Raw genomic sequence first — 15224 nt, 5'->3', positions numbered from 1 at the left:
TCAGAGTCTGTCGCGATGCGTGATCCGGCCGTTCATCATCGTCAGCTGAACGTTCACCTTGCCGATCTCGTGCGGCCCGACATCGAACAGGTTCTTCTCCAGCACGATCAGATCGGCCAGCTTCCCGACCTTGATGGTGCCGATCTTATCCTCCATGCGCATCTGGTAAGCTCCATTGATTGTGTAGCCTCGAATGAGCTGCGGCAGGCTCAGGCGTTCGGCGGCGGGCGGATGGACCAGGCCGTCGGGCTTGCCGGGCTCCTGGCGCGTATGGCCGGCCTGCACCGCCTCGAGCGGCTTGACCACGACCTTGGAGCCGGTCGCCAGGGCATCCATTCCGAACGACACCGTGACGCCTTGGTCGATGAACGTCTTGAAGCTGTACATGCGGCTCCAGCGCTCTTCGCCGTAGATCTCGCGGATGCGACGCTGGCTCGTATCCGGCACGCCCCACTGGATCTGGGTGTTCGCAATCAGGCCGAGCTTTCTGAAGCGCGCAATGTCCGAGGGCGCGGTGAGGAACGCGTGGCAGATGGTATGGCGGCGGTTGCCGGGGCCCTGCCTGCCGAACGCGGCTTCGTATCCATCCAGGCTCATGCGAACTGCGGCGTCGCCGACGGCGTGAAGGTGCGTATCGATTCCCTCCGCATGGGCTTCGCGCAGGATTCGATTCAACACGGGCGACGGCAACAATGGTTCGCCGCGCCAATCCTGGCGTCCGGCATAGGGATCCAGCAGGTAGGCGGTGCGGCTCAGCTCGGTGCCATCGACGATCAGCTTGAGCACCTCGGCCTTGACCAGCGGAGTGCGATAGCGCTTCCGATAGGCCCGAATGATCGGCAGCGGATCGACGTTGGGGTCGTTGTGATAGAGGCTGCCGATCACGCGTTGCAGCAGCTTGCCGCGGCTCTCGAGGTCGACCAGCATGTCGAAACCGTGATGCTGCTCGGTCGGCCAGGCGCTGAAGCCGGCATCGAAGAGGGTGGTGATGCCGGCGGCTGCGAGCTTGGGCTGCCATTCCTCGATGGCGGCGGCGGCCGACTTGAGGCCGAACGGTTCGATGCCGTGCTTTTCGAGCGTCTTCAGTACCGCGAACAGCGCGGGTACTTCCGAAATGAAGCCAGTCGGCTCTCCATTGGGATCCTTTTCGTACCAGGAGGAGCCGGGCACGACGTCGCGTGGGGTGTCCTTCGTGATGCCGGCCATCTCCAGCAGCTTGGAATTGACCCAGTAGCTGTGCAGATCGCAACTGACGAGCAGGACCGGCCGGTCAGGGAAGATCGCGTCCAGCGGTTCCTTGCGGGGACCCGAGGCGGGAAACGCGCCCGCGATCCATCCGAAGCCGAGAATGAACTTCTCGTCGGAATGCGTCTTGGCGTAATCGCGCAGGATCTCGGAGATGCGCTCAGGATCTTCCTCGTTGACCCAGGCGCCGCGGGCAAATGCCAGAGTGCAAAGATGCCAATGCGCCTCGACGAAGCCCGGCATCAGCATGCGGCCCTTGAGGTCGATGACCTCAGCCCCCCGTCTGGCAAACTTCATCGCTCCGGCATCGTCGCCGACATAGACGATCTTGTCGCCCTCGACGACGACGGCCGCCGCCCAGGGCTGCGAGTCTTCCACCGTGTAGACGCGCCCGCCGCGAAACACGGTCGTGCGATTGGGGGCGGCAAAAGCCGGAGCCGAGCCCGCGGCCGCGAATGCTGCGGCGGCAGCCGTTGTTGCAACCATCTGGCGACGGGTCAGTCCGCCGCCCTCCGGCTTCGACGCCGCGAACAGCGAACCGATGGCTGAGCCGCATGCGATGCACATTGTCCTGCTCCGAAAAGCCCGCGTTCCGCGTCAGCCGCATTATTCCCTGATCGAACGCTAAACTACGTTCCTCCGCGCCCGCCAGGATTGACCGCGATCAACTCGGCCTCAAAGGCGTCGAGCGTCCGCACGCAGACTGACGCTCTGGATGCTTGCTGATGGTGAAAATTCAAATCGAATGCCTTCAGACAGGATTGCAGACCGGATTGCTGCTCACGGCCACGGAGGCCGCTCGTTCCGAGCAGCGTCATTTTGGAAACAGGAAAGCCAGGCTGGCGCGAAACTGCCAATGCGATGCCTGGTCCGGCTTCAGCAGATTGTAGTACGCGCCCACCTCGGCATTGATCGGCTGCTTGTCGACCATGAAGAGCTTGCCCACGCCGACGCCGATCGGGACGACCCAGCGATCATTGCCCTTCGCGAGCCAGTTCGCCGTGATGATGGGACTCGAGCTGATGTAGGATCCGTCGGAGAAGTTGTAGGTCACGAAGTACTGCAGCATCATCTGGTTCACCGGCGCGCGGTCGCTCGGACCTGCAAACGACCAGATGTTGTTGGCGAGCACCCCGAGCACCCATGGACCCGGCATGGTCAGCGCGACAATGGTCGGACCTGCGCTCCATTTTCCCGAACCGAGGGCGGGATCGGTCGCCGACGGATAGGAAAAGGTCGGGCCGACACCCCAGATGAGGGCGTCCGAATGGGACGGGGTGAGCGCGAAGATCTGGTTGATGTCGCCGACCCCGCCGATCCGGCCCTGCTCGGGGGAAAAGCGGATCTGGGCGATGCCGGGAATGGTCGTGCGCGTCACCAGATTCCAGTCGGCATTGAGCTGGAACGGGATGACCGGCTCGATCTTGAAGACGTCGGCCGTCTGCCGGTACGGGCCCGTATTCGGCATGGCGATATTCTCAAGGCCGACGCTGATCGTGTCCGCGATCGGGTTCTGCGCCGCCTTGGCCAGATCTTCGAGCGACGGCGTCTTGGCCTGCTGTGCCAGGGCGCCGGAGTCATGGCAGAGTGCCGAGATCAGGAGCAACAGAACCACGTGTCGGAAGGCTCTCGGCGTCGTTGACCTCGCTGTCGAAGCGCCGCTCTTGCAGCCACTGTCTCGCGTCCACACCGCGTGGCGCCGCTGCATCAGGTGAAGGTCGGAAAACGCTCGCCCGCGAACAGGGACCGCCGGAGACGGGACCAGTTGGACGCGAACTGGAACGTGTCGAGATCGGTGTAGGTCTGGCCGATCACCTGCATGCCCGAGGGCATGCGGTCCTCGACCAAGCCGAGCGGGACATCGACGACCGGATAGCGGTTGAGCAGATTCCAGTGCCACGTCAGCGCCAAGCCCAGACCGGTGCCTACCCACGGGTCCACCTTGTTTTCCTTGCTCTTGAACATGTCGGCCCCGACAAGAGGCGTTGCCATGGTCGGCATGAGCAGGATGCGGTACCCCTTGCCGAACACGCGCTGCTGGACCTGGCGGTGCAGCCGCTGCAGCAGCTCTTCGGCTTCTTCGGCCTGGCGCGGTCCGACCGGGCCGACCTGGTCGAGCATTTCGGTCATGTAGGGCGAGAGCTGATCGCGATGCGCATTCGAGATCTCGATCGCAGTGCCGATGGACGTCGACATCAGCCCGCGGATGAAGACCATCTTGTGGGCCTTCGTGAAGCCGCAATCGACCTCGTCCACCGTGCAACCCGCGGCGCGCAGCGCCTCGATGCCTCTCAGCATCGCGGCCTTCACGGACGGTATGACGTCCGCAATGCCGGTGCCCCAATCCACGGCGATGCGCCACCCGGAAAGGCGCGGATAACGGGTGGGATAGTCGAGGCGAGGGCGCATCGCGGCCATCATCCGCTCGGACGGACCGACGATCGCGTTCTGGAGGCGGACGAGGTCGTCGAAGCGCCGCGCCATCGGGCCCGAGGTCGCGAACGGGATTTCCCCACCGGCCACGCGTCCGAACGGCGGCCTGAAGCCATAGAGACCACATTGCGAGGCGGGAATTCGGATCGAGCCGCCCATGTCCGAGCCCATGGCGAGCGTCGTGAAGCCTGCGGCCAGCGCCGCGCCCGATCCCGCCGACGACCCGCCCGGAGAGAATTCGAGATTCCATGGATTGCGTGTCGTGCCCCAGGCGCGGGTGGACGCGCCGAGGAAGAGGTAGAATTCCGGCACGGTCGTCTGGAACGGCATGACGGCGCCGGCTGCCTCGAGCAAGTCGGTGATGGCCGAGTTTTCCGTTGCCGGCGGCGAGTCCTTGTAGATGAGCGAGCCCTGTGTGGTCCGCCAGCCCGGCCTGGAGAATTCGTCCTTGATGGCCACCGTGATCCCTTCGAGCGGCCTCGGGTTGCCGCGCCGATAACGGTCCTCGGACAGCTTGGCCTCTTTCATCGCCTGGTCGAAGTGCTCGTAGGTGATGCAATTGACCTTCGGGTTGAAGGCTTCGATCCGCTTGATCTGCGCCTTCAAGAGATCGACCGGCGACGCCTTGCGGGCCCGGAACATGGCGGTGAGATCGGCGACCGACGCGTAGCAGAGCGGATCGGCGGACTCGGCGCGCGCGGTCGGCAAGCCGAGTTCGGACGCGACCAACGCCGCTCCCGCGCCTTTGATGAGCATTCTTCTGTCGATCATATACGCCTCCGCATGTCCGGGAATCGGTCTGAGTATGTCGATGTGGCCCTGAATGTGACGGTCCGAGACGTCGCTGGATTCAGCTTCGCTGTTCGTGCCTGACCTGACCGTTCATGACGGTCATCAGCACCTTTGTGTTGTGGATGTCGTGCGGGGCGACTTCGAACAGGTTTCTTTCAAGCACGATCAGATCGGCGAGCTTGCCGACCTCGATCGAACCGACCTTCTGGTCGAGCCCGAGCTGATAGGCCGGGCCCATGGTGGCGGCGCGGATCGCCTCTTCGAGGCTGATCCGCTCGTCGAGCGGCACCAAAGCCGGCTGATCCGGCTTGTTCAACTCGCGCCGCGTGGTCGCGATCTCGATCGCATCCAGCGGCTTGTAGGTGCTGTAATAGCCGGCGGCCGGCCAATCGGTGCCGAGCGAGATGTTGGCGCCATGACGCAGGATCGAGCCGGTGCGAAACGCCTGCTCGGCGCGCGCGCCGACGCGCGGCCGCATCACGCCCTGCCAATAGGCATCCGCCACCGACCATTGGGCGGAGAACTGCGCGGTGACGCCGAGCTTGGCGAAGCGCGGCAGATCGTCAGGTGAAACAAATATGAGATGCGCCAGCGTGTGCCGGCGATCGCGCGGCGGATTGGCCTTGATCGCGGCTTCGAACGCGTCCAGCGACAGGCGGTTGGCGCGATCACCGTAGGAATGGATGTGAATATTGAGGCCCGCCCTGTCGGCGCGGCGGATGATGTCCTTGAACTGCTCCGGCGGGACCAGCGTCTCGCCGCTCGTGCTCGGATCGTCGCTATAGGGGGCCAGCAATGCGGCGGTCCGTTGGGCTTCGCCGCCGTCGATGTTGAGCTTGAGAACGGGCGCCTGCACCAGTTCGGAATTGAAGCGTCGACGCAGGACCTTCGCGATCGGCACGGGGTCGATCGCCGGATTGTTGTGGTAGGTCGATCCGACCACACGGAACGGCAGTTTTCCTTTGCGCTCCAGATCCTGATAGAGTTCGTAGCCTGTCTCCTCGGGCAGAACGAGCAGTCCGGCATCGAACACGCTGGTGATGCCGGCCGCCGACGCCTTCGGCAGCCACTGTGCGAGCGAGTCCGCAATATAGCCGGTCGTGAACGGCGAGATCGCGTTGAGGACCGGAAACATCGCCGGTGGCTCGACCAGATAGCCGGTCGGCTCTCCCGAGGCCGGGTCCCGCTCGAAGTAGCTGTAGCCGGGCAACGGATCCTTGGTCGCCTTGGTCACCTTGGCAATCGCCAGCGTCTTGGAATTGACCCAGGCGGAATGGCCATCGATCCCGACGAGAAAGACGGGCGTGTCCGGCCAGATCTGATCGAGATCCTCCTTGCGAGGGCCGGTCGGCGGAAAAGCGTTATAGCGCCAGCCGAAGCCGCGGACGATGCCGGCCTGGCCCAGCTTGGCGCGATAGGCCTTCAGGGCGTCGAGCATCTCCTCCCTTGTGTCGTACTGAAGATCGACACCCCGAGTCACGACAGCGCCCGCTATCGGATGGATGTGTCCTTCCACGAAGCCGGGCAGCAGCATCCTGCCGGCGAGATCGACGACGCGGGTCTTCGGGCCGATGAAGGACCGGACGCCCGCGTCATCGCCGACATAGACGATGTGCTTTTGCTTGACGGCGACCGCGCGGGCCCATTCCCGGCCGCCGTTCACGGTGTAGACCGGGCCGTTGCGAAACACGATGTCGGCCTTGCCGCCGCCGGTTCGCGCCTCGGCGTTCGTCGGAGCGGACACCGAGGCAACGCCGGCTGCGGCGAACGCCGCGCCTGCCTGCAGGAGCCTGCGTCGTGACGGCTCGGCCTCGTTGACGGAGCCAAAATCAAGCTGGAGCAAACCACGGAATCTTGCCCAGTTGCATGCGATGCACATGCATTCACCCTTACACGCTCTGCGGGAAACGCATTCTTATTGATTCCGCGGATCATATGAACTCGGGGGAACTACGTAGCCCTTCGCGTGCGAAGTGTTCGCATGAGCCGTGCGTGTTCGAGACGATTAGATTCGAATGACTGTCATTTCGGGAGGAAGTACGCGACGTCCGAAGCGGAATGGCCAATTCGAAGCAAGCAGGGGCCGCATCACCTTGTCATAGACGCCGGCCTGCGCCAGTTTGCGCGTGGGTTGCGAACTCATCCGATGTGCAGAGTTCAGCTCATGGCAACGAAATCGATGTAACCTGCAAGCGTGCGATTCGTGTGGCTCTGCGAGCAAGACCCCTGATCTGGCTGCTTCCGTGTAGCAACTGGCGGTCTCGCTTCGCTCGGCAATGTGTTCTCATGATCTTGCTGCTGGCCGTGATGCTCCAGCTGAGGGGTGACGGCAGACCGACGGAGTGAAGAATGTTCACACTGGCACATGCAGGGACTTGGCTCGTCGTCGGCTTGATTGGTGGCGGCCTTGCCGGAATCCTGGTGAAGCGCCGCCGAGCCGGTTTCGGGCTCCTCACCAACATCGGATTGGGATGCGTCGGCGCCCTCATCGGTGGTGTCTTGTTCAACCTGTTCGGGTTGTTTCCAGGCATGGGCAGCATCGTCATTTCGCTGCGCGATGTCGTCGCGGCGTTCGTCGGCTCGCTGGTCCTGCTGGCGGCAATCTGGTTGTGGGGCGCAGCCCGCGAACGGAGTCCGCGCTGACCGCAGGCGGTGGTCAGCCGGAGTGACGCGCGGTCTCCGCGCGCCAGTCGCGCGGGCGCATGCCGAAGCGCTGCTTGAAGCGGCGCGTGAAGTGCGACAGATCTGAAAAGCCCCAGTCGAAGGCGATGCGGCCGATGTCGCGGCCGCATCGGGCGGGATCGCGCAGATCGCGCGCTGCGCCATCGAGCCGGCGTTCCATCACCAGGTCGGAGAAGCTGGTGCCGGCGCGGGCCAGCAGCTTGTGCACATAGCGCTCGCTGATCCCGACGACAGATGCGATGGTCGCCACCGTCAGGCCGGGCTCGCGCACCCGCTCGTGAATGGCGCGGCGTAGCGCCAAGGTCGTCGCATCGGCAAATGAGGTGGTCGCGTGCGTCTCGCGGCGGCCGCGGCGCGCCAGGCTCAGCGCCACCAGATCGAGCAGCACGCCGAACAGCGCCGACGCATCGTCCGGCGCGAGCCGCAGCGCATTGGCGTTGAGGGAGCGCGCCGTCTCCACGATCAGTGCGCCGACGCATGGATCGTCGGACAGCCGCGTCGGCGCGATGTCCGGCTCCGCCGGCAGGCGGCTGTACAGCGCATCGGCGGGGACGCGGAACGAGATCACGCCGAGCGACGGCCCGCGATCGTGCTGCAGCACGAAGGTGCGATCGCTGTCGAAGATGCCGACCTGACCGGCGGACAGGCTGACATCGCATTCGTCCTGCAGGATGGTGCAGCGGCCGGCGAGCTTGAGGTTGAGATAGAAGCAGCGCTGGGTGGAAGCGGCGATGTCCGTGCGCGAGCGGCGTACGATGTGCTCGGGAAAGCTGACGCGGTTGATGGCGCCGCTCCCAAGGCTGATGCTTTGCACCTCCGCAGCGAATCCGATGCCGCGCGCCGGCTCCGGTGTCAAGTTCATGAAGGCCTGGCAGATCGCCTCGCGGTAATACGAGAACTGCTCCTCCGGCCGCACCGCCGCCGTATTCCAGCTCCGCTGCCGTTCCGGCTCGGCGCCCATCGGTTCACTCCGAGACCAATCGGGTTCAGTTGCAGCCAAGCGCCGCGGGCGCGGTCCGGCCCATAGTCCTTGCACCGCCTTCCATCGTGCAAAGGAACGTGATCATGTCAACCTACGTCCTGGTCCATGGCGCCTGGCATACCGGCGCCGAGCTCGAGCCGGTCGCCGCGCATATTCGCTCCGCCGGCCACACCGTCCATCTGCCGACCATCCGCGGCAACCGCCCCGGCGACGCAAGGACCACCGGACTCGACGAGGCGATCGCCTCGATCTGCGACTACTTCACCGAGCATGACATCACCGACGCCGTGCTGATGGGGCACTCCTATGGCGGCATGGTCATCACCGGCGTCGCCGACCGCATCGCTCAGCGCATCCGCCGCCTGGTCTACTGGAATGCGTTCGTGCCCAACGACGGCGAGTGCCTCAACGACATGGTGCCACCGCACTATGTTGCGCTGTTCGACGCGGTCGCTGCGGAGCGCGGCGACGGTTCGGTGGTGCTGCCGTTCCCGGTCTGGCGCGAGGCCTTCATCAACGACGCCGATCTCGCCACCGCGACGCGCACCTATGAGATGCTCAATCCGCATCCCAACAAGACCTTCACCGACAAGATCAAGCTGCGCGCCAATCCCGCCGAGATGGCAATCGCGAAATCCTACATCAACTGCACCGAGGACACGGCGCTGCCGCACAGCCTGCCATGGCATCCGCGGCTGTCCGGCAAGCTCGGCCTGTTCCGGCTGGTCCAGGTGCCCGGCAGCCATGAGCTGTGCTTCTCCGATCCCGGCCGGCTCGCGCAGGCGATCATGGATGCGGGACGCGATTGACGGCGCGTGTCGCCACGCGCTCCCGGTGTGGCGCCGGGCGGTCATCATTCCAGGTTGTGATCGGCGTCACATTCGCCGGGAGCGCGATCGGCCAGACTGATCTCCGATGAATGCAGCCCGGCGGGGCATCCATCCTCGCCGCACCATCGGAGAACGCGTCATGGCCCAGCTCCATCTGACGTCCCCTCGCGGACTTGCATCCAAGGTGTCCGCCGCGAATGCGCCCGCGCGCCCGGCCGCGACCAAGGCCGGCTGGCTCGCGATGGCCGCCGGCGCGATCACGACCGTGTTCGCCGCGATCGGCGCGGTGAACAGCGTCCTTCCCGCGGCGTCGAACGTCGGCGCGGCCGTGCTCGAGGCGCTGAACGTGCCGGCCTGCCTGTCCTATGCCGATCGCTATGACGGCACGCAGAGCAGCTTCCGCAAGGAAGGCCAGCTCTGGCGCGAATATCCGCGCGGCTCGGAGACGTATAGTTATGAGTTCAAGGAGATCCGCCGCACGCGCCAGGAGATCATGCTGTGGAACGTGACGCCGCGTCCGAACGTGCCGGATGCCGCGAGCCTCGTCGTGCATCTGCCGGTGTGCGGCGGCATGGCGGTGCTGACCGAGGGCCTGCCCGAGCGCGCGACCAATCTGCAGCAGACCTGGCCCGACCGCGGCTGAGGCTCCGACGCGGACAGGCGAGTTCGGATTATTGCAGCACGATCCAGGCCGGCGCGTGGTCGCTGGCGCCGTCCTCGCCGCGGATGGCGCGGTCGACGCCGGCCTTGGCAAGGCGCGGCGCGAGTTGCGGGCTCAGCAGCAGATGATCGAGCCGCAGGCCGGCATCGCGCGGCCAGCGGTTGCGCTTGTAGTCCCAGAACGTGAACATCGGCGCGTCCGGATGCAGCATCCGGATCGCGTCGCACCAGCCTTGATCGACCAGCGCCTTGAAGGCGGCGCGGCTCTTCGGCTGGATCAGCGCGTCCTTGTCCCAGGATCGCGTCGGATAGATGTCGAGCGTAGCAGGCGCCACATTGTAGTCGCCGGCGAGCACGGCCGGCAGGTCGTCCTTGATGAAATCAGCCGCGTGTTTCTGCAGGCGTTTGAACCAGGCGAGCTTATAGTCGAATTTCGGCCCCGGCTGCGGATTGCCGTTCGGCAAATAGAGGCAGCCGACGACGAGGCCGCGCACCGCGGCCTCGATGTAGCGCGCCTCCTGGTCTCTGGGATTGCCGGGCAGGGCGGTGCGGGTCAGCACCGGCTCGGCCTTGCGCGCAAGGATCGCGACGCCGTTCCAGGTCTTCTGTCCCTGCCACACCGCGCCATAGCCGGCCTTGGCGATCGCATCGACGGGGAAATCGGCCTGGGTGCATTTCAGCTCCTGCAGGCAGACGATGTCGGGCCTGGCCGCGCGCAGCCAGCGCAGCAGATTGGGGAGCCGCCGCCGGACATTGTTGATGTTGAAGGTCGCGATCTTCATGATGCCCGTCGCCGTGGGGATGGTCCGGATGACCAAGCTCGCAATCGGCTTTTTGTTCACGCTGCAGCGTCGATGCAGCCAAGGCTGCCTACGAAAGCCCGGCCTGTCAGGCAACCCGCGTGCTTCTCGGCGGCGCGAGTCGAGAGGGCACTCGCACCTACTTCGGTCGCGACGTCACCAGCGCACGGATCTTGTCGGCATCCTCCGGCGTCGCGGGATTGTAGATCACCATGGTGAGGTCGGGCCGGCCATCGACGGCGAAGCCCGAAAATTCCATCGAGAGCGATCCGGCGACGGGATGCTGCAGGGTCTTCACGCCGTCACCGTGCCGCCCTTGCACATCGTTGTCGCGCCACATCGCCGCGAATTCCGGGCTCGTCGCGCAGAGCTCGTCGACCAGCGATTGGACATTGCGGGCCGCGCCGGCGCGGGCCACGTCGGCGCGGAAGGACGCGACCACATAGCGCGCCACGGCCTGCCAGTTGGGCTGTGCGGCGCGGACACGGCTGTCGTGGAACATCATGCGCAGAACATTGCGCTGGCCCTCCGGCAGGGTGCTGTAGTCGGTGAGGACGGCCGCAGCCGCCCTGTTCCAGGCGAGGATGTCCCATGTCGCCGTGCGAACGAAGGCGGGACTGTATTCCAGCGTATCGAGCACGCGTTGGAGTCGGGGTGAGATGCCGTCGATCGCGTGATAGCGGGCTTCGGGTGGCCGGCCGAGACCGAGCAGGAACAGATGCTCGCGCTCGGCGTCGGTCAGCATCATGGCGCGAGCAATGCGGTCCAGCACGTCGGCGGAGGGCGCGCCGCCGCGCCCTTGCTCGAGCCAGGTGTACCAGGTGGCGCTCACATTGGCGCGTTGCGCCACCTCTTCGCGCCGAAGCCCCGGCGTTCGCCGCCGCTGCAGCGGCAGGCCGAAGGCGGTCGGATCGAGCTTGGCGCGGCGATCCCTGAGATAGGTCCCGAGAGGGTTGGCGTCCGTCATCCTGTTAGCGATTATACCCGTATAAAGTCACGACTTTACCCGCATGAGCAGCCTAGCAATATCCCGGCGGTCTGAACAGGGAGTGTGTCTCATGCGCGTATTCGTCACCGGCGCCGCCGGATTCATCGGCTCCGAAACCACCAGGGAGCTGATCGCCGCCGGGCATCAGGTCATCGGCCTCGCGCGCTCCGCCGAGAACGTCCGCACGCTCGAGCAACTGGGCGCGCAGGTTCATCGCGGCTCGCTGCAGGACCTCGACAGCCTGAAGCGCGGCGCGAGGGATGCCGACGGCGTGATCCATCTCGCCTTCATCCACGACTTCGCGAAATTCGCGGAGAACGGCGCCATCGACAAGGCCGCCATCGACGCCATGGGCGAGGTGCTGGTGGGCACGAACAAGCCGTTCATCGTCACCTCCGGAACGGGGCTCGTTGCGGCCAATGTGGTGGTCACCGAAGACATGCGGCGCGAGTCGTCAGCGCATGTCCCGCGCGTGTCCGAGCAGACGGGTCTCGCCTATGCGTCGCGCGGCGTGCGCGCAATGGTGATCCGCCTGCCGCAGGTTCACGGCGCCCCCGGAAGGGCCGGGCTGATCTCCTATCTGGTGGAGCTCGCGCGACAGAAGGGCCGCGCCGCCTATGTCGGCGAAGGCACCGAGCGCTGGGCCGCGGCGCATCGATCGGATGTCGCCCGCCTCTACCGGCTCGCCCTGGAGAAGGGCATTGCAGACGCGATCTACCACGCCGTCGGCGAGGAGGGCGTCCCCATGCGCGAGGTCATCGAGGTGATCGGCCGCGCGCTGAACGTGCCGGTCGTGTCGATCAGCAAGGAGGAGGCGGGCGACTACTACGGTCCACTGGCGATGTTCGCAGGGCTGGACATGCCGGCCTCCAGCGTCCTGACACAGCAGCGCCTGGGCTGGAGACCGGACGGGATCGGTTTGATCGCCGACATTGGCCAGCCGGACTACTTCAAGGCGTGAGCGCCGGCCGCGACCGACCCGCAGCGCCCATCTTGATCGAATGATGGCGCTCTTGCGCGACCAGCCCCGCAGCCCGGATGAGCGCGGCGACATCCGGGTTTTCCGATACGGCACGTGAGACCCCCGGATATCGCTGCGCTCATCCGGGCTACAGCAGCGGGCGCTGTCGCAGCCGTGTGCCGATATCCATCAGCCCGTCATTGCGAGCGCAGCGAAGCAATCCAGGGTGGCATGTGGGATTCTGGATTGCGTCGCTTCGCCGCTGCGCTCGTAATGACGATGTGGCGCGCGCTCGGGCGCCTGAGGCGGAGGCGCTTCCTCTCACCAAAGTATGGCCCCTAGCTACATGTGCTCATTGTGCAGATTCTCGTTGTCATCCAGCCGACTTTTTAATGATTAAGATCATAGCCTCGCCCCTGGTCCGCCGAGCGGAGACCATGCGTGGAGGTTGGGTGTGAATGACGATGTGCCTTGGTACGTAAGTCTGATCATAGCCTGGTTGCCACTGATCATGTTCGTCTTGGCCGTTGCATGGAGCACCCGTCGGATTCAGACGTCTCTGACGGCCGGCGATGGTCGCTCGCTGGCGCAGATCGTCGGTGATCTGGCGGATGAGATGAAGCGGGCGAATGACAGAAGATTGTAGCCGGTCGCGCGACTCATCTGAACGAGCCGGGCGGTCTCGTAGATATTTGCAGGGAAGAAGCTGGGTATGACTAATGATGTTCCATGGTATGTAAGCCTGATTGTCTCCTGGCTTCCCTTCATCATATTCGTTGCCGCAATTCTCTGGAGTTCGCGGCAGCTGCGGAAGTCGCTCACTGCGAGTGATGGCCGCTCCCTGGCGCAGGTTGTCGACGATCTGGCGCGAGAGATGAAGCGCGCCAACGACATCCGTCATGACCAGGCACCCTAGCCAGCGTAGCTTGGCCCTAACGGGCGCGCCGAAACGCGGAATTCATCAACGATCTCAACGCGACTCACCCTGTCCAGTCCTTCCGCGAAAAATATTGTACTTCCGTTTATCAGAAAAACATGCTTCACTCCCTCCGTCCCGCCTCGGCACGAGGGGCGTATCGCGATCGTCATGACACGCGGGGTGGGATGTGGTGGGCGCTTGGGGTCGCAGCATGGCTTGAGGCCGTGCGGACGAACGGCACGAGGCGCACGTCGAAGACGTATGGTCCTGGCATCTCGACGCTGATGCTACGCTGGCGGTGATGATCCGCCGGTCACGGGGGCAAGACAGCCGATCCCCGGGGAGAGTACGCATAAGGCGTAAAGCCATCGCGCGGGGAATGCCGGTTGACCGGCTGAACCTGTGGTGACTGCCGCCTGCTTTTTTTCTGCAGGCGGGCCATGGGTGAGGCCTTCACCCGGCATTCCCTGCGCCCTCGTCTTTCGAAGAGGGTGAAAAAGAGATGCAAGCCTCGGGCGTTGTATGCCGCGAGACCGATGGCTCATGTCAGTTCACCATCATTGCGAGCGCAGCGACTTGTCCGCCGTAGCTCGAAGAGCGAAGGCGGAAGCAATGCAGGGTGGTGTGCGGGACTCTGGATTGCTGCGCTCGCAATGACGATGTGGAAGCAGCTGTATGCACGTCAGACAGAGAGCGTTGCTGCGCGCGATCAGCTTTCCGCGGCCGCCGCACCGCCCTTGTAGATGCGATGATAGCGCCGGCCGAGATTGGTCAGGACTTCGTAGCCGATGGTGCCGAAATGATGCGCGAGCTCGTCGACGGTGATGCCTTCGCCGAGCAGGGTTGCGAAGTGGCCGCGGCGGGCGGCCTTCGGCGGCAGGTCGGTGACGTCGACGGCGATCAGGTCCATCGAGATGCGCCCTGCGATCGGGCAGCGCTGGCCGGCGATGATGACGTCGGCGCCGCGGGTGCCGTCGTTGGAAGAGGCGGCGCGGAAGTAGCCGTCGGCATAGCCGGCGGAGAGGATCGCGATTTTCGTCGGCCGGCGCGCGCTCCAGGTGCCGCCATAGCCGACCGTGTCGCCGCGCGCGAGGTCGCGCAACTGCACGATGCGCGCCTTGATCTCGGCGACCGGCTGCATCGGATTGTCGGCCTCCGGCGTCGGATTGACGCCGTAGAGCGCCGCGCCGGGACGCACCATGTCGAACTGGAAGGCGGCACCGAGGAAGATGCCGGAGGAGGCGGCAAGCGCGGCGGGCACGCCGGTGAACACGCTGGCGACCTCGCGGAACGTCGCGAGCTGGCGCGCGTTCGACGGGCTGTTGATCTGCTCGGCGGAGGCCAGATGGCTCATCACCAGCGTGATGCCATGGTCGCCGCCCTGGATGCGCGGGATCATGCCCTGCGCATCGATCGGGCTGAGGCCGAGCCGGTTCATGCCGGTGTCGACATGGATGGCCGCGCCGCCCTTCCAGCCGGTGCGGCGGCAGAACATGTCCCATTCGGCGAGCTCGTTGAGGTCGCCGATGACAGGACGGCAGTTGATCGCCGCGTAGTCTTCGCCGGTGTTCTGGAAGAAGCCGTCGAGCACGTAGAGCGCGGCGCTGTCCGGCAGGGCGGCGCGGGCGACTTTTGCCTCCGCGAGCGTCGCGACGAAGAAGGTCTTGCAGCCGGCCGCGGCGAGCGTGCGCGCCACCTGGGGAATGCCGCAGCCATAGGCGTCGGCCTTGATCACCCCGGCGCATTCGGCCGGCACTGCGGTCTTTTCCAGTTTGCGCCAATTGGCGGCGAGCGCATCGAGATCGATGGTCAGCACGCCGGTGGCGCTGGCCGGGACAGCGTCGTCGACCGCCGAGACAGGTTGCTCGGCGGGTTTCTGTTCGGGAACACTCATGTGGCGCTTTTACGCGCCGCGGCGTCACGGTTCAACCG

The 15224-nt window shown here is 65.2% G+C and carries 13 protein-coding genes; 4 read left to right on the top strand and 9 right to left on the bottom strand.

Going from position 1 to position 15224, the window contains the following annotated elements; translation table 11 throughout:
• The 4 genes from ACQR1E_RS03565 to ACQR1E_RS03550 all read right to left on the bottom strand — a co-directional run bounded on the left by ACQR1E_RS03565 (position 1) and on the right by ACQR1E_RS03550 (position 6313).
• Positions 1-1812 carry an amidohydrolase gene (locus tag ACQR1E_RS03565; RefSeq protein WP_434896671.1) on the bottom strand — a complete coding sequence of 604 codons (1812 nt, stop codon included), beginning with the start codon at positions 1810-1812 and terminating at the stop codon, positions 1-3.
• Between the two features lie 247 nt (positions 1813-2059).
• The gene (locus ACQR1E_RS03560) at positions 2060-2860 is read right to left on the bottom strand and encodes a hypothetical protein (protein WP_434896670.1); all 801 of its coding nucleotides are present in this window, start codon (positions 2858-2860) and stop codon (positions 2060-2062) included.
• A 92-nt stretch (positions 2861-2952) separates the two neighbouring features.
• Complete coding sequence (locus ACQR1E_RS03555) at positions 2953-4449, bottom strand: amidase (protein ID WP_434896669.1); 1497 nt, start codon at positions 4447-4449, stop codon at positions 2953-2955.
• 79 nt (positions 4450-4528) lie between these two features.
• Positions 4529-6313, bottom strand: a complete 1785-nt coding sequence (locus ACQR1E_RS03550) for an amidohydrolase (RefSeq protein WP_434896668.1) — start codon at positions 6311-6313, stop codon at positions 4529-4531.
• 506 nt (positions 6314-6819) lie between these two features.
• Between ACQR1E_RS03550 and ACQR1E_RS03545 the strand changes: the two genes are divergently transcribed.
• Positions 6820-7113, top strand: a complete 294-nt coding sequence (locus tag ACQR1E_RS03545; protein WP_315712445.1) for a GlsB/YeaQ/YmgE family stress response membrane protein — start codon at positions 6820-6822, stop codon at positions 7111-7113.
• 13 nt (positions 7114-7126) lie between these two features.
• Here the strand turns inward: ACQR1E_RS03545 and ACQR1E_RS03540 are convergent, their stop codons facing one another.
• A complete protein-coding gene (locus ACQR1E_RS03540; RefSeq protein WP_434896667.1) occupies positions 7127-8113 on the bottom strand; it encodes a helix-turn-helix domain-containing protein in 987 nt (328 codons plus the stop codon).
• A 104-nt stretch (positions 8114-8217) separates the two neighbouring features.
• Here ACQR1E_RS03540 and ACQR1E_RS03535 point away from each other — a divergent pair, with 104 nt between their 5' ends.
• Together ACQR1E_RS03535 and ACQR1E_RS03530 are read left to right on the top strand one after the other, a co-directional pair.
• A complete protein-coding gene (locus ACQR1E_RS03535) occupies positions 8218-8943 on the top strand; it encodes an alpha/beta hydrolase (protein ID WP_315749940.1) in 726 nt (241 codons plus the stop codon).
• Between the two features lie 160 nt (positions 8944-9103).
• On the top strand, positions 9104-9607 hold the full coding sequence (locus ACQR1E_RS03530; RefSeq protein ID WP_315755755.1) for a hypothetical protein: 504 nt from the start codon (positions 9104-9106) through the stop codon (positions 9605-9607).
• A 28-nt stretch (positions 9608-9635) separates the two neighbouring features.
• On the opposite strand, the gene xth is transcribed toward ACQR1E_RS03530, so the two are convergent.
• Together xth and ACQR1E_RS03520 are read right to left on the bottom strand one after the other, a co-directional pair.
• A complete protein-coding gene (xth, locus tag ACQR1E_RS03525; RefSeq protein ID WP_434896772.1) occupies positions 9636-10406 on the bottom strand; it encodes an exodeoxyribonuclease III in 771 nt (256 codons plus the stop codon).
• 157 nt (positions 10407-10563) lie between these two features.
• Positions 10564-11391: a helix-turn-helix transcriptional regulator gene (locus ACQR1E_RS03520; protein WP_316164698.1), complete on the bottom strand. Its 828-nt coding sequence runs from the start codon at positions 11389-11391 to the stop codon at positions 10564-10566.
• Between the two features lie 91 nt (positions 11392-11482).
• Between ACQR1E_RS03520 and ACQR1E_RS03515 the strand changes: the two genes are divergently transcribed.
• The gene (locus tag ACQR1E_RS03515; protein WP_315826783.1) at positions 11483-12373 is read left to right on the top strand and encodes an SDR family oxidoreductase; all 891 of its coding nucleotides are present in this window, start codon (positions 11483-11485) and stop codon (positions 12371-12373) included.
• Between the two features lie 373 nt (positions 12374-12746).
• Here the strand turns inward: ACQR1E_RS03515 and ACQR1E_RS03510 are convergent, their stop codons facing one another.
• Both ACQR1E_RS03510 and alr read right to left on the bottom strand, forming a co-directional pair.
• Positions 12747-13274 carry a hypothetical protein gene (locus tag ACQR1E_RS03510; RefSeq protein WP_315712435.1) on the bottom strand — a complete coding sequence of 176 codons (528 nt, stop codon included), beginning with the start codon at positions 13272-13274 and terminating at the stop codon, positions 12747-12749.
• 727 nt (positions 13275-14001) lie between these two features.
• Positions 14002-15186: an alanine racemase gene (gene alr / locus ACQR1E_RS03505; protein WP_316170407.1), complete on the bottom strand. Its 1185-nt coding sequence runs from the start codon at positions 15184-15186 to the stop codon at positions 14002-14004.
• Positions 15187-15224 lie beyond the last annotated feature (38 nt).

Origin of the sequence: Bradyrhizobium sp. HKCCYLRH1030, from assembly GCF_051168395.1 — a bacterium.
In the GTDB taxonomy this organism is placed as follows: domain Bacteria; phylum Pseudomonadota; class Alphaproteobacteria; order Rhizobiales; family Xanthobacteraceae; genus Bradyrhizobium.
This window is presented reverse-complemented; position numbering and strand designations above follow the sequence as displayed.

What these genes read in the sequence shown, in the direction of transcription:
- ACQR1E_RS03565 (WP_434896671.1), bottom strand. Translation starts at nt 1,812, where the DNA reads ATGTGCATCGCATGCGGCTCAGCCATCGGTTCGCTGTTCGCGGCGTCG.
- ACQR1E_RS03555 (WP_434896669.1), bottom strand. Translation starts at nt 4,449, where the DNA reads ATGATCGACAGAAGAATGCTCATCAAAGGCGCGGGAGCGGCGTTGGTC.
- ACQR1E_RS03545 (WP_315712445.1), top strand. Translation starts at nt 6,820, where the DNA reads ATGTTCACACTGGCACATGCAGGGACTTGGCTCGTCGTCGGCTTGATT.
- ACQR1E_RS03540 (WP_434896667.1), bottom strand. Translation starts at nt 8,113, where the DNA reads ATGGGCGCCGAGCCGGAACGGCAGCGGAGCTGGAATACGGCGGCGGTG.
- ACQR1E_RS03535 (WP_315749940.1), top strand. Translation starts at nt 8,218, where the DNA reads ATGTCAACCTACGTCCTGGTCCATGGCGCCTGGCATACCGGCGCCGAG.
- ACQR1E_RS03530 (WP_315755755.1), top strand. Translation starts at nt 9,104, where the DNA reads ATGGCCCAGCTCCATCTGACGTCCCCTCGCGGACTTGCATCCAAGGTG.
- xth (WP_434896772.1), bottom strand. Translation starts at nt 10,406, where the DNA reads ATGAAGATCGCGACCTTCAACATCAACAATGTCCGGCGGCGGCTCCCC.
- ACQR1E_RS03520 (WP_316164698.1), bottom strand. Translation starts at nt 11,391, where the DNA reads ATGACGGACGCCAACCCTCTCGGGACCTATCTCAGGGATCGCCGCGCC.
- ACQR1E_RS03515 (WP_315826783.1), top strand. Translation starts at nt 11,483, where the DNA reads ATGCGCGTATTCGTCACCGGCGCCGCCGGATTCATCGGCTCCGAAACC.
- ACQR1E_RS03510 (WP_315712435.1), bottom strand. Translation starts at nt 13,274, where the DNA reads ATGACGGATGTCGTTGGCGCGCTTCATCTCTCGCGCCAGATCGTCGAC.
- alr (WP_316170407.1), bottom strand. Translation starts at nt 15,186, where the DNA reads ATGAGTGTTCCCGAACAGAAACCCGCCGAGCAACCTGTCTCGGCGGTC.